We start from the raw sequence: 12,374 nt of genomic DNA on the forward strand, positions 1-12,374 counted from the left end.
CTCGAGAGACGGGAGTGTGACGTGCTGCGGTGGCGTGGACTGGGGGACCTCCCCGGCAGCTGGGGCCGGTGCGTGGTCACCATCGGCGTGTTCGACGGTGTCCACCGCGGGCACCAGGAGCTGATCGGCCGGACGGTGGCGGCGGCCGCCGAGCGCGGCCTGCCGAGCGTCATGCTGACCTTCGACCCGCACCCGTCGGAGGTCCTGCGCCCGGGCAGCCACCCGGCGCAGCTGACGACGCTGCGGCGCAAGGCCGAGATCGTCGAGAGCCTCGGCATCGACGTCTTCTGCGTGCTGCCGTTCACCCTCGAGCTGTCCCGGCTGCTGCCGGAGGAGTTCGTGCACGAGGTGCTGGTCGACCGGCTGCACGCGGCCGCGGTGATCGTCGGCGACAACTTCACCTTCGGCGCCAAGGCGGCCGGCAACGTCGAGCTGCTGCGCACCCTCGGCCGCCGGTTCGGCTTCGCCGCCTACGGCGCCGAGCTGCAGGGCAAGGAACTGTCCGAAGAGGACCAGTCGGCCATCACCTTCTCGAGCACCTACGTCCGGTCGTGCATCGACGCCGGTGACGTGGTCGCCGCCGCCGAGGCGCTCGGCCGCCCGCACCGGCTGGAGGGCATCGTCGTCCGCGGTGTCGGCCGCGGCCACGACCTGGGCTACCCGACGGCGAACCTGTCGACCCCGCGCTTCGCCGCCGTCCCGGCCGACGGCGTCTACAGCGCGTGGTTCACCCGTTCGGCTGACCCGGCGCGCCGGCTGCGCGCCGCGGTCTCGGTGGGCACCAACCCGACGTTCTCCGGGCGCGAGCGGACCGTCGAGGCGTTCGTCCTCGACGTCGACGAGGACTTCTACGGCCAGCACGTGGCCATCGACTTCGTGACGCGGCTGCGCGACCAGGTGCGGTTCGCCGACTCGGCCGGGCTGGTCGCGCAGATCGACGACGACGTCGTGGAGACGAGAAAGGCACTCGAACTGCCCCCGGACGCCCTGACCGGGGACGAATAGGGGATAACGCGGTCACGCCCGTGACGGCGGTGGCAAGATGCCTACGGACGTGTGCACGGGGTTTAGGGGAGCGGAACTGGTGGAGGACCACAAGATCGTCCAGCGGAACATCGCGTTGCAGCGCGAGTGGTACGGGGAGCCGCTCGGCGACCGCGTGCGCCGGCTCGTCGTCGCGTTCGACGTTTCGCAGGCGTTCCTGGCCGAAGTCCTCGGGATCAGCGCCCCCATGCTCAGCCAGGTGATGAGCGGGCGGCGGGCGAAGATCGGCAACCCGGTCGTGCTGGCCAGGATGATCATGCTCGAGCGCAAGATCCTCGTGCCCGAGGTCGCGGCGGGCAACCGCGAGGCGATGCTGGCGGCGATGGAGGACGTCCGCGACTCCCGTCCCACCGTCGGCCGCGACAACATCCCGGTGGTCAACGAGGACCAGAAGGTCCTGGCCTACCTGCGCGACCTGGCCGAGGACGAGGACCTGGGCGAGGCCGCCAAGCGCCTCGACGACGAGTTCCCGGCCATCGCCGACCTGCTCCGCCGGGCGGGCAACGGCTCCTGATGCCGGTCCTGTTCAGCGCGCTGCTCCCGCCGGCCGACGTCGCCGAAGCGATCACGGAAGCCGTCGGGACCCCGGGCGACGGCCTCCGCTGGGAGCCGCCCGGGCGCTGGCACATCACCCTCGCCTACTACGGGCAGGACGACGTCGAGACCCGCGCCGCCTGGCTGGGCGAGCGGCTGGCCGGCCGCCCGGCCGTCGACGTCCGGCTGGAAAAGGCCGCGACGTTCCCCGGGGTGCTGTGGTTGACTGCCGCCGGATCGGAGCTGACGCCGCTCGCGCACGCCGCGGGCGCCGACGCCGAACCGAGGCCCTACCGGGCCCACCTGACGCTCGCGCGCTTCCCCCGGGAAGAACCCGGGCTCGCCGCGCGTTGGACCAAAGGTCTCGGGAGCTTCACGAGCCGGTGGTGGCGCGCCGCGGAAGTGACGCTGATGACCAGCGAGCGCGAGGCGGGTGGTCCCCGGTACCGGGTGGCCAGGGCCTTCGCGCTGGACCGCGGCTGAAGAGCCTGTTCAGCGGGCTGGTAACCTCAACGATCGGGTCCGGCTGCAGTCCGTGGCGGCCGTGACCGTCTTCCCGGCGTGCATCCGGCGTCCGGGGCCGCACGGCACTGATTATCTCGAGGAGCAACACAAGTGGCGCTGTCCACCGAAGAGAAGAAGTCGATCCTGGCCGAGTACGGCGTGCACGACTCGGACACCGGATCCCCCGAGGCCCAGGTGGCGCTGCTCACCAAGCGCATCGTCGGCCTCACCGAGCACCTCAAGGCTCACAAGCACGACCACCACTCGCGTCGCGGGCTCCTGCTGCTGGTCGGCCGTCGCCGCCGGCTGCTGAACTACGTGATGAAGGTGGACATCGAGCGTTACCGTGCGCTGATCCAGCGCCTCGGCCTGCGCCGATAGCTTTACCGAGGGGGAGTGACCACGCGGTCGCTCCCCCTCGTCACAAAACGGCGCGAGCGCGCACGAGGGTCCGTCCGCCGGTCCTCGGTAGTGGTTCCCGGGAAGCGTCCCGTGAACTTCGATCGAAGACCGGCCTCATTCCTCGAGCGTCCTCAGGCGAAACGGGTCCCAGGGTGGGAGACTCGCGCCAGTAGAAGGAACCAAAGAGGAGAATTGTCTATGACCGACTCCACCGGAGTCACCGTGCACGAGACCGAAGCCGTCATCGACAACGGCCGGTTCGGCACCCGCACCGTCCGCTTCGAGACGGGCCGGCTGGCCCGCCAGGCCGCCGGCGCCGTCGTCGCGTACCTCGACGAAGAGACCATGCTGCTCTCGGCGACGACCGCGTCGAAGCACCCGAAGGAGCACTTCGACTTCTTCCCGCTGACGGTCGACGTCGAAGAGCGCATGTACGCCGCGGGCCGCATCCCGGGCGCGTTCTTCCGCCGCGAGGGCCGCCCGTCGACCGACGCGATCCTCACCGCCCGCCTGATCGACCGCCCGCTGCGCCCGTCGTTCGCCGACGGTCTCCGCAACGAGATCCAGGTCGTCATCACCGTCCAGAGCCTCAACCCGGACGACCCGTACGACGTGCTGGCCATCAACGCCGCCTCGGCGTCGACCCAGATCGCCGGCCTGCCGTTCTCCGGCCCGGTCGGCGGCGTGCGCGTCGCGCTGATCGAGGACCAGTGGGTCGCGTTCCCGACGTGGACCCAGCTGGAGAAGGCGACCTTCAACATGGTCGTCGCGGGTCGCATCGTCGGTGACGACGTCGCGATCATGATGGTCGAGGCCGAGGGCACCGAGCACACGCTCGACCTGATCGCCGCGGGCGGCAAGGCGCCCGACGAGACCTCGGTCGCCGAGGGCCTCGAGGCCGCCAAGCCGTTCATCAAGGTCCTGTGCGAGGCGCAGCAGCGCCTGGCCGCCGACGCCGCCAAGCCGACCGGCGAGTTCCCGGTCTACCCGGCCTACCAGCAGGACGTCTACGAGGCCGTCGCCGCCATCGCGACCGACGACCTGGCCCGCGCGCTGCAGATCGCCGGCAAGCAGGACCGCGACGCCGCGACCGACGAGGTCAAGGCCGCCGTGATCGAGAAGGTCGGCCTGGGCGAGGGCGAAGCCTTCGAGGGCCGCGACAAGGAGATCGGCGGGGCGTTCAAGGCCCTGACGAAGAAGATCATGCGCCAGCGCGTCCTCACGGAGAAGATCCGCATGGACGGCCGCGGCCTCACCGACATCCGGTCGCTTTCGGCCGAGGTCGCGGTGATCCCGCGGGCGCACGGTTCGGCGCTGTTCGAGCGCGGCGAAACCCAGATCCTGGGTGTCACCACGCTGAACATGCTGCGCATGGAGCAGCAGATCGACTCCCTTTCGCCGGAGACGACGAAGCGCTACCTGCACCACTACAACTTCCCGCCCTTCTCCACCGGTGAGACCGGCCGCGTCGGTTCGCCGAAGCGCCGCGAAATCGGCCACGGCATGCTCGCCGAGCGCGCCCTGGTGCCGGTGCTGCCGAAGCGGGACGAGTTCCCGTACGCGATCCGCCAGGTCTCCGAGGCGCTGGGCTCCAACGGATCGACGTCGATGGGCTCGGTCTGCGCGTCCACCATGGCGCTGTACAACGCCGGCGTGCCGCTGAAGGCGCCGGTCGCGGGCATCGCGATGGGCCTGGTCTCCGACGAGGTCGACGGCGAGACGCGTTACGTGGCGCTGACCGACATCCTCGGTGCCGAGGACGCTCTCGGCGACATGGACTTCAAGGTCGCCGGCACCAAGGACATCATCACCGCGCTGCAGCTCGACACCAAGCTCGACGGCATCCCGTCGGAGGTCCTCGCGGCCGCGCTGAAGCAGGCGAAGGACGCCCGCAGCACCATCCTCGAGGTCATCGCCGAGGCGATCGACGGCCCGGACGAGATGAGCCCGTTCGCGCCGCGCGTCACCTCCGTGAAGATCCCGGTCGACAAGATCGGCGAGGTCATCGGCCCGAAGGGCAAGATGATCAACTCGATCACCGAGGAGACCGGCGCCGACATCTCCATCGAGGACGACGGCACGATCTACGTGGGCGCGGCCGACGGCCCGTCGGCGGAGGCGGCGATCGACAAGATCAACGCCATCGCCAACCCGCAGCTGCCGAAGGTCGGCGAGCGCTTCCTCGGCACCGTGGTGAAGACGGCCGCGTTCGGCGCGTTCGTCTCGCTGCTGCCGGGCAAGGACGGCCTGGTGCACATCTCGAAGCTGGGCAACGGCAAGCGGATCGCCAAGGTCGAGGACGTGGTCAACGTGGGCGACAAGCTCCGCGTCGAGATCGCCGACATCGACAACCGCGGCAAGATCAGCCTGATCGTGGTCAAGGACGAGGACGCGGCCAAGCCCGCCGAGGGCGGCGACAAGCCGGCCGACGCCGACAAGGCCGACGCCAAGTAAGACAGCTCGTTTCTGCTTCGTGAAGGCCACCTCGGGATGTCCCGAGGTGGCCTTCACGGCAAGTTGAGTAAGGAACCCATGGCACGGCAGGTTTCCGGGCACGAGCAGCCCGTCGGCACCACCCGCACGCTCGAGTCCACTCCGGACGGTGCGGTCGTCAAGCGCAGCGTCCTGCCCGGCGGCCTGCGCGTGATCACCGAGCGCGTCCCCGCGTCGCGTTCGGCCACCGTCGGGCTCTGGGTCGCCATCGGCTCCCGCGACGAGCCGGCCGCCGTCGCCGGCGCCGCGCACTACCTCGAACACCTGCTGTTCAAGGGCACGAAACACCGCGACGCCACGCAGATCGCCGAGGAGATCGACGCGGTCGGCGGCGAGTTCAACGCCTTCACGGCGAAGGAGCACACCTGCTACTACGCGCAGGTCCTCGACGCCGACCTCCCGCTGGCCGTGGACCTGGTCACCGACGTCGTGTTCGACGCCCTGTGCACCGACCGCGACATGGACATGGAACGCAGCGTCGTCCTCGAAGAGATTTCGATGCGCGACGACGACCCCGAAGACCTGCTGCACGAGACGTTCGTGACGGCCGTCCTCGGCGACCACCCGCTCGGCCGCCCCGTGCTCGGCACCGAGAAGTCGATCATCGAGATGTCCCCGGCCGCGCTGCGGAACTTCTACAAGCGCCGCTACACGCTGCCGCGGATGGTCCTGTCCGTGGCCGGGAACATCGACCACAGCCAGGTGCTGCGGCTGGTCCGCAAGGCCCTCGGCGAGCGCCTGACCGGCACCGCGACGCCGATCGCGCCCCGCGAGGGCCGCGCCCGGATCAAGACCCCGCCGAAGCTGGCCCTGCACACCGACGACACCGAGCAGGCGCACGTCATGCTCGGCCTGCGCTCGCTGTCGCGCCATGACGACCGCCGGTTCGCGCTGTCGGTGCTCAACGCGGCCCTCGGCGGCGGCATGAGCTCCCGGCTGTTCCAGGAGATCCGCGAGCAGCGCGGGCTGGCCTACCAGGTGTACTCGTCGGTCGCGAGCTACGCCGACACCGGGCACATGGCCGTGTACGCGGGCTGCCAGCCGGAGAAGCTCGGCGACGTCGCCGGCGTCATCCGCGAGGTCCTCGACAAGGTCGGCGTCGACGGCCTGACCGAAGCCGAGGTGGCGCGCGCCAAGGGGCAGCTGCGCGGCGGGCTGGTGCTGGGCCTGGAGGACACGTCGTCGCGGATGTCGCGGATCGGCAAGAACGAGCTCAACTACGGCCGCTACCTGGGCGTCGACGACACGATCGCCCGCATCGACGCGGTGACCACCGAGGACGTGTGTGCGCTCGCTCGCACTTTGTTCGCCCGGCCCGGTGGCGTCTCGGCGGCGGCGGTCGTCGGGCCGTACGCTCACGCCGACGACCTTCCGGACGACCTGCACGAGGTGATCGCTTCATGACCGTCAACGTCGGTGTGCTCGGTGCGCGCGGCCGGATGGGCGCGACGGTGGTGAACGCCGTCGAAGGCGCCTCGGACATGAAGCTCGTGGCCGCGCTGGACGCGGGCGACGACTTCGCGGCGCTCGCCGACGCCCGGGTCGTCGTCGACTTCACCCACCCCGACGCCGTCATGGACAACCTGAAGTACCTGGTGGAGCACGACATCCACGCGGTCGTCGGCACCACCGGCTTCAGCGAGGAGCGCCTTTCCCAGCTGCGCGCGCTGCTGGAGCCGAAGCCTTCGCTCGGCGTGCTGATCGCGCCGAACTTCGCCCTGGGCGCGGTTCTCGCGATGCGGTTCGCGGCCCAGGCGGCGAAGTTCTACGCGTCGGCGGAGATCATCGAGCTGCACCACAACCGCAAGGCCGACGCCCCTTCGGGCACCGCCGCGCACACCGCCCGGATGATCGCCGCCGCCCGCGCCGAGGCCGGCGTGACGCCGGGCCCGGACGCGACGACGGCGGAGCTCGACGGCGCCCGCGGTGCCACGGTCGAGGAGGTCCGGGTGCACTCGGTCCGCCTGCCGGGCCTGGTCGCGCACGAGGAGATCCTGTTCGGCGGCGAAGGGGAGACCCTGACCATCCGCCACGACTCCCTCGACCGGACGTCCTTCATGCCGGGCGTGCTGCTCGGCGTCCGCGAGGTGCTGAAGCGGCCCGGCCTGACGGTCGGCCTGGAAAACGTCCTCGACCTGTGAGGGCCCGCAATGTGGCGCTGCTGCTGACGGCGGCGCTGGTCGTGTACCTGGTCCTGCTGGCGGACCGGGCGTTCGCGCTGTTCAAAACGGGCACGGCGGTCGGCATCGCGCTGGGCGCGGGCGTCCTGCTGCTGCCGATCCTGGGCATCTGGGTCGTCGTCGTGACCTGGCGCAACGGCCTGCAGATCCAGCGCCTGTCCCGGCGCCTGGACGCCGAGGGCGCGCTCCCGGACGTCTCGGACCTCCCGCGCCGCCCGTCGGGCCGGGTGGACCGCGACGCGGCCGACGCGTGGTTCGAGCAGCGCCGCGCGGAGGTCGAGGCCGACCAGGAGAACTGGCGGGCCTGGTACAAGCTCGCGTACGCGTACGACATCGCCGGTGACCGCCGCCGGGCGCGCGAGACGATGACGAAGGCCGTCGAGCTGGAAGCCGCCGAACGCTCACGTGCCGAGTAGCTCCGGCGCGAAGATCTCGTCGACCCGCCACCGCCGCGAGGACAGGCCTTGCTCGTGGTGGTACCGCAGGTAGGTGTCGAGCGCGGTGCGGTTGGCCGAGATGCCGTAGGGCCACCAGTCCTCGCCGAACTCGCCGAGGGTTTCGTCGACCAGCGCGTTCGCCCACGGCAGCATGGTCTGCACCTGGTAGAGCCGCCGGCCGCGGCGGTAGCGCTCGGCCGCGGCGTCCTTCGCGGCTTCGAACATCGTGTAGACGCGGCGGGCCAGCCCGGGGTCGTCGTCCAGGAGGTTCCGCCGGACGACGACCGTGTGCATGATCGGGAAGATCCCGGTGCGTCGGTGGTAGTCGCGTTCGCGCGCCGGGAAATCCGGGAAGAGCCGGCCGACGTCCGGGGAGCCGTCGAGCACGCACTGCGGGACGTTCGCGGAGAACAGCACGTCGATTTCGCCGGTGGCGAGCAGGTCGTTCAGCGTCTTCTGCCCAGCCGTGGTGACCTCGACGCCGCCGGGGTGCGGGTGCGGGATGAAGCCGAAGGGCTCGGCGGGGCGGTCCAGGCCGCCGATCACCCAGCGGTTCGCCTCGGGCCGGAACCCGTACTCGTCCATGAGAATCCCCTTGGCCCACACGCCCGAGTCCTGCCCGTACGTGCCGAACTCGCCGATGGTCCGGCCGACGAGGTCGCGCGGACCGGTGATCCCCGAACGCGTGTTGACGAAGACGCACGAGTGCCGGAAGACGCGGTTGGGGAAGATCGGCAGCGCCACGAACGGGGTGCCTTCCTCGAGCAGCCGCAGGTGGAAGGTCAGGCCGAGTTCGGCGACGTCGAACTCGCCGCGGATCGCCCGTTCGAAGATCTCGGGCAGCGTGGCGGCGGTTTCCACGGTGCCGGGCAGGTCCCGGGTCGTGTCGTAGGTGAAGGTTCCGATGCGCATGCGTCCGATCCTCGGCGCGCGTGGACGGGGGTGTCCAAGACCCGTTGCGGCAACTCGATACCGTGGGGGTATGGACTTGCGGGTACTCCGCTACTTCGTCGCGGTGGCCGAGGAGCGGCACATCGGCCGGGCGGCGGACCGGCTGCACATGGCGCAGCCGCCGCTCAGCCGCGCAGTGCGCGGCCTGGAGGACGAGCTGGGCGCGACGCTGCTCGAGCGCACCCCCAAGGGCGTCACGCTCACCGGTGCCGGCACGGTGCTGTACGACGAGGCCGTCGCGCTGCTGGCGCAGGCCGGCCGGATCCGCGACCGGGTGACCGCGGCGGCGGGTGCGGCGACCCTGACGGTCGGCACCCTGGCCGACGCCGCCGAGCACGTCGGTGCCCGCCTGGTTTCGCTGTTCCGCTCGCGGCACCCGCACGTCGACGTGCGCGTGCACGAGACCGACCTCGCCGACCCGACGGCCGGCCTCCGCACCGGCCTGGTCGACGTGGCCCTGACCCGCACGCCGTTCGAGACGGCGGGCATCGGCGTCCACGTGCTGCGCCGGGTTCCCGTCGGTGTGGTGCTGCGCGACGACGACCCGCTCGCGGACCGTGCCGCGGTGTCGACGGCCGAGCTGGCCGGCCGCCGCTGGGTCCGCCTCCCGGACGGCGCCGACCCGCGCTGGACGGTCTACTGGACGGGCGGCCCGCCCGGCGACGACGCCCCGGTCATGCGGACGGTCCAGGAGTGCCTGCAAGCGGCGCTGTGGAACGGCACCGCGGCCCTCGCCCCGGCTGGCCAGCCGGTGCCCCCGGGGTTGCGGGTCGTACCGGTGACCGACCGCCCGGCGAGCGAGCTCGTGGTGGCGTGGCCGAAGGCGGCAAGCAGCCCGCTGGTCCGCAGCTTCGTGCGCATCGCCGCGGAGGCCGACCGGTGACGTTGCTGCTGAAGCTCGTCCTGGCGCCGATGCTCGTGGTGGGCTCGTCGCTGGCCGGACGGCGCTGGGGACCGGGCCTGACGGGCCTGCTGGTCGCGATGCCGGTCGTCGCGGGGCCGATCCTGCTGATCACGTACCTGGAGCACGGCCCGGCGTTCGTCGCGCGGGCCGCGTCGGCGTCGTTGCTGGGGCTGGTGTCGCTGGCCGCGTTCGCGGTGGTGTTCGCGCGGGTGTCCCGCGCCCGCGGCTGGGTGGGCACGCTGCTGGTCGGCTGGCTCGTGTGCCTGGCGCTGGACCTGGCGTTGTCGTTCGCGCCGGTGCCGGTGTGGGTGGCGCTCGGGCTGGCGCTGGCCGCGGCCTGGGCGGGCAGCCGGTTGCTGCCTGACCCGGGCGAGTCCGGGCCCGTGATGCTGCCGTGGTGGGACCTGCCCGCGCGAGCACTGGCAACGGCGGGGCTCGTGGTGGCCCTGACGGCGGCGGCCGGACGGCTCGGTCCCGACCTGACGGGCGTGCTCGCGCCCTTCCCGACCGGGACGACCGTGGTGGCGGTGTTCGCGCTGGTGCAAGGCGGCCCGGCGGCGGCCGCGGCGACCACCCGGGGTGTCCTGCGCGGGCTCGGCGGGTTTTCGGCATTTTGTTTTCTGGTGGCGGTGTTCGCCGAGCCGATCGGCGGGTGGGCTTTCCTGGTCGCGGTGGCCGGGACGGGGGTGTGGCAATTCGCTGACAGTTGTCGTCCATTCGGGAAATGAGGCGGTTTCGTAGCATCCCCGGCATGAAACCGACTTCGACATCTCCTGGTTCCCGGGCGCTGGCGGCATCGCTGCGTGAAGTGCGTGAGGCGCGGAAGTTCGGGTTGCGCGAGCTGGCGCGGGCCCTGGAAGTGGATCCGCGGTTGCTGTCGCAGTGGGAGCTGGGCATCCGGGTGCCGCCGATCGAGGAAGTGGCGCGGATCCTGGGGTATTTGCGGGTCGATCGGGTGGTGACCAGCCGGATCCTGGAGCTGGTGCAGCACACGCGGGAGCTCAACTGGCTGGACTCGAACCCGTCCGACCTCCCGGCGGCGCTCACCGGGGTCATGCAGTGCGAGCGGACGGCCAGCTTGATCACCAACTGGTCCCCGTTGATCATCCCCGGTTTGCTGCAGACCCCCGACTACGCCCGCGCTTTGCTCGCCGCCTCCGGAATCAAGGTCGAGGAAGTCGATGCTCGCCTGATGGCTCGCATGAAACGGCAGCGCATTCTCTCCGGTTACGACCCCGTCCGGCTCAAGGTCATCATCTCCGAACTGGCGATCCGCGAGGTGGTCGGCGATGCGAACATCATGTCCGACCAGATCGACCACCTGCTTCGCTTAGGTTTCAGATCTAACATTTCAGTGCGTATCGTGCCCGCTGCCGTGGGGTATCACCCGGGCAAAGGCGGCATGTTCGCTCTCTACGAGTTCCCTAGCGATCCGGCGATCGTCCTCCTGGAACATCACCACGCCAGCGCCTTCGTCAACGAGTTGGACGCTATCGCCGCCTACCGAAAGCTGGTAAACCTCTTACAGGACAAGGCATTGGCCGAAGACGCCTCGCAAGCCCTGCTTCGGGAGGCGGCGCGTTAGGGGGGCACCATGTTCACGTGGCGCAAGTCGAGCTACAGCGCTACCGAAGGCGAGTGCGTTGAGGTGGGCTTCGACTGGCGCAAGTCGAGTTACACAGCAAAAGACGAATGCGTCGAGGTTCGCCTCGCCGACACTGTCGGCGTACGGGACACCAAAGCCCGCCACCTCGGCCAGCTCACTGTCTCCCGCGCCGCCTGGTCTGCCCTGATCTCAATGGTGCAGCCAGCCCGCGAACACCGCCGGTGAAGCCGCTATCAAACTGAAGCGGATCCACCTTCCGGCCAGCCCCGTGGTCAGGAAGGTCGCGAGCCGCATCCGCACCAGTCCCGCCAGCACGCTCGTCGCCATGAACGGGGGCAACCCCACCAGGGAACTCACCCCGTACGTCCCGGCCATCCAGTGCGGGTGCCGGTGACACCGCTCGCGCAGCCGCTCGACCCACCCGCGGACCCGTTTCGTCCGCAGCTGCCACTTCACGCGCCGTGGCGTCATCGGACGCTCCCGGTGCAACCGGTCGTGCAGCGGCTTCGGGAGCTTGATCGTCCCGCGCGCGGCCAGGTAGTACAGCGTCTTGCCGGCGATCTGGCCGACCGCCACCGCCGCGCCGAGCCACAGCCAGTGCAGCCCCGGCTGGCTCGCGCACAGCCCCAGGAGGAACACTTCGGCGTTGATCAGCGGCACGATGGCCGAACCGAACGCGACGCCCAGTGTCAGCAGGATCCAGCTCATCGTGTCACCTCCTGAAAAGCTCTCGCGTTCTTCCAAGTTATCAGTCCGAGATCTCCGCGCACGGGGGTTAGCCCCCGTGTTCGGCGGGTGGTCCGCACCAGAAGATCACCTGCCGGACCGCTTCCCGTCACCTCTCGCCGGAACACTGGCGGGGTGGCCGCCGAGCAACCCCGTACGCCCGCTGACCGATTCGGCGCCCTCTGCCGGACCGTCGTGCGCTTCCTGCCCCTGGGGTTGTCGCGGATCGTGGCGCCGACGTTTCTCGGCTTCTGCCTCATCAACGGGTTCACCTTCGGCGTCGACCTCGGGCTGCTGACCGTCTTCCACGGCGTGCTCGGCTGGCCGGTGTGGCTGGCGATCACGCTGGCGTACGTCTGCGCGTTCGGGCTGAGCTTCGCGCTGAACCGGACGTTCAACTTCCATTCCCACGCCGCCGTCGGAATCCAGCTCGTCCTTTACATCGTGGCGATTGCTGTCAATTACGCGGCGTTCCTGCTGGGTGTGGGCGCGGGGCTGACGGCGCTGGGCGTCGAATACCACGTCTCCCGGCTGGTGGCCGGCGCGTGCGAAGGCGTGTTCATGTACGCCGTGATGCGGTGGGTGATCTTCCG

Annotated in this window: 14 protein-coding genes and 1 pseudogene; 13 read left to right on the top strand and 2 right to left on the bottom strand. The window is 70.4% G+C overall.

What is annotated here, in order from left to right:
- Nucleotides 1-21 precede the first annotated feature (21 nt).
- The 8 genes from AB0J55_RS36960 to AB0J55_RS36995 all read left to right on the top strand — a co-directional run bounded on the left by AB0J55_RS36960 (nt 22) and on the right by AB0J55_RS36995 (nt 7,573).
- Nucleotides 22-1,005, top strand: a complete 984-nt coding sequence (locus AB0J55_RS36960; RefSeq protein ID WP_364259630.1) for a bifunctional riboflavin kinase/FAD synthetase — start codon at nt 22-24, stop codon at nt 1,003-1,005.
- Between the two features lie 79 nt (nt 1,006-1,084).
- Complete coding sequence (locus AB0J55_RS36965) at nt 1,085-1,558, top strand: helix-turn-helix transcriptional regulator (RefSeq protein WP_003084028.1); 474 nt, start codon at nt 1,085-1,087, stop codon at nt 1,556-1,558.
- The gene (gene thpR, locus AB0J55_RS36970; protein WP_364259633.1) at nt 1,558-2,061 is read left to right on the top strand and encodes an RNA 2',3'-cyclic phosphodiesterase; all 504 of its coding nucleotides are present in this window, start codon (nt 1,558-1,560) and stop codon (nt 2,059-2,061) included. The genes AB0J55_RS36965 and thpR overlap by 1 nt, the downstream gene beginning before the upstream one ends.
- Nucleotides 2,062-2,193: 132 nt before the next feature.
- On the top strand, nt 2,194-2,463 hold the full coding sequence (gene rpsO, locus AB0J55_RS36975) for a 30S ribosomal protein S15 (RefSeq protein WP_003084034.1): 270 nt from the start codon (nt 2,194-2,196) through the stop codon (nt 2,461-2,463).
- Nucleotides 2,464-2,682: 219 nt separating this feature from the next.
- On the top strand, nt 2,683-4,938 hold the full coding sequence (locus AB0J55_RS36980) for a polyribonucleotide nucleotidyltransferase (RefSeq protein WP_364259636.1): 2,256 nt from the start codon (nt 2,683-2,685) through the stop codon (nt 4,936-4,938).
- A gap of 78 nt (nt 4,939-5,016) precedes the next feature.
- The gene (locus tag AB0J55_RS36985) at nt 5,017-6,381 is read left to right on the top strand and encodes a pitrilysin family protein (RefSeq protein WP_364259639.1); all 1,365 of its coding nucleotides are present in this window, start codon (nt 5,017-5,019) and stop codon (nt 6,379-6,381) included.
- Complete coding sequence (gene dapB, locus AB0J55_RS36990) at nt 6,378-7,118, top strand: 4-hydroxy-tetrahydrodipicolinate reductase (RefSeq protein WP_364259642.1); 741 nt, start codon at nt 6,378-6,380, stop codon at nt 7,116-7,118. The genes AB0J55_RS36985 and dapB overlap by 4 nt, the downstream gene beginning before the upstream one ends.
- A complete protein-coding gene (locus AB0J55_RS36995) occupies nt 7,115-7,573 on the top strand; it encodes a hypothetical protein (RefSeq protein WP_364259645.1) in 459 nt (152 codons plus the stop codon). Before dapB ends, AB0J55_RS36995 begins: the two co-directional genes overlap by 4 nt.
- On the opposite strand, the gene AB0J55_RS37000 is transcribed toward AB0J55_RS36995, so the two are convergent.
- A complete protein-coding gene (locus tag AB0J55_RS37000) occupies nt 7,559-8,506 on the bottom strand; it encodes a 4,5-dihydroxyphthalate decarboxylase (RefSeq protein WP_364259648.1) in 948 nt (315 codons plus the stop codon). The two genes, AB0J55_RS36995 and AB0J55_RS37000, sit on opposite strands and share 15 nt — an antisense overlap.
- A gap of 70 nt (nt 8,507-8,576) precedes the next feature.
- On the opposite strand from AB0J55_RS37000, the gene AB0J55_RS37005 reads away from it, so the two are divergent.
- Genes AB0J55_RS37005 through AB0J55_RS37020 form a run of 4 tightly spaced genes read left to right on the top strand, consistent with a single transcriptional unit; the run spans nt 8,577 to nt 11,280 of the window.
- The gene (locus tag AB0J55_RS37005) at nt 8,577-9,428 is read left to right on the top strand and encodes a LysR substrate-binding domain-containing protein (protein ID WP_364259651.1); all 852 of its coding nucleotides are present in this window, start codon (nt 8,577-8,579) and stop codon (nt 9,426-9,428) included.
- A complete protein-coding gene (locus AB0J55_RS37010) occupies nt 9,425-10,177 on the top strand; it encodes a hypothetical protein (protein ID WP_364259654.1) in 753 nt (250 codons plus the stop codon). Before AB0J55_RS37005 ends, AB0J55_RS37010 begins: the two co-directional genes overlap by 4 nt.
- A 23-nt stretch (nt 10,178-10,200) precedes the next feature.
- Nucleotides 10,201-11,034 (top strand): Scr1 family TA system antitoxin-like transcriptional regulator, encoded by an 834-nt coding sequence (locus AB0J55_RS37015; RefSeq protein ID WP_364259657.1) that lies wholly within the window; start codon nt 10,201-10,203, stop codon nt 11,032-11,034.
- A gap of 9 nt (nt 11,035-11,043) precedes the next feature.
- Nucleotides 11,044-11,280: a DUF397 domain-containing protein gene (locus AB0J55_RS37020; protein ID WP_364259659.1), complete on the top strand. Its 237-nt coding sequence runs from the start codon at nt 11,044-11,046 to the stop codon at nt 11,278-11,280.
- On the opposite strand, the gene AB0J55_RS37025 is transcribed toward AB0J55_RS37020, so the two are convergent.
- Entirely contained in the window at nt 11,245-11,763 is a 519-nt protein-coding gene (locus AB0J55_RS37025; protein ID WP_364259662.1) for a hypothetical protein, read from the bottom strand. The two genes, AB0J55_RS37020 and AB0J55_RS37025, sit on opposite strands and share 36 nt — an antisense overlap.
- Nucleotides 11,764-12,009: 246 nt before the next feature.
- Between AB0J55_RS37025 and AB0J55_RS37030 the strand changes: the two are divergent.
- Nucleotides 12,010-12,312: pseudogene (locus AB0J55_RS37030) on the top strand (GtrA family protein); the annotation flags it as partial.
- Between the last annotated feature and the right edge of the window lie 62 nt (nt 12,313-12,374).

This window comes from Amycolatopsis sp. NPDC049688 (genome assembly GCF_040674975.1).
In the GTDB taxonomy this organism is placed as follows: domain Bacteria; phylum Actinomycetota; class Actinomycetes; order Mycobacteriales; family Pseudonocardiaceae; genus Amycolatopsis.

Bases quoted from the DNA above. Each gene is read 5' to 3' on its own strand.
- thpR (WP_364259633.1), top strand. From the start codon at position 1,558: ATGCCGGTCCTGTTCAGCGCGCTGCTCCCGCCGGCCGACGTCGCCGAA.
- AB0J55_RS36980 (WP_364259636.1), top strand. From the start codon at position 2,683: ATGACCGACTCCACCGGAGTCACCGTGCACGAGACCGAAGCCGTCATC.
- AB0J55_RS36985 (WP_364259639.1), top strand. From the start codon at position 5,017: ATGGCACGGCAGGTTTCCGGGCACGAGCAGCCCGTCGGCACCACCCGC.
- dapB (WP_364259642.1), top strand. From the start codon at position 6,378: ATGACCGTCAACGTCGGTGTGCTCGGTGCGCGCGGCCGGATGGGCGCG.
- AB0J55_RS37000 (WP_364259648.1), bottom strand. From the start codon at position 8,506: ATGCGCATCGGAACCTTCACCTACGACACGACCCGGGACCTGCCCGGC.
- AB0J55_RS37005 (WP_364259651.1), top strand. From the start codon at position 8,577: ATGGACTTGCGGGTACTCCGCTACTTCGTCGCGGTGGCCGAGGAGCGG.
- AB0J55_RS37015 (WP_364259657.1), top strand. From the start codon at position 10,201: ATGAAACCGACTTCGACATCTCCTGGTTCCCGGGCGCTGGCGGCATCG.
- AB0J55_RS37020 (WP_364259659.1), top strand. From the start codon at position 11,044: ATGTTCACGTGGCGCAAGTCGAGCTACAGCGCTACCGAAGGCGAGTGC.
- AB0J55_RS37025 (WP_364259662.1), bottom strand. From the start codon at position 11,763: ATGAGCTGGATCCTGCTGACACTGGGCGTCGCGTTCGGTTCGGCCATC.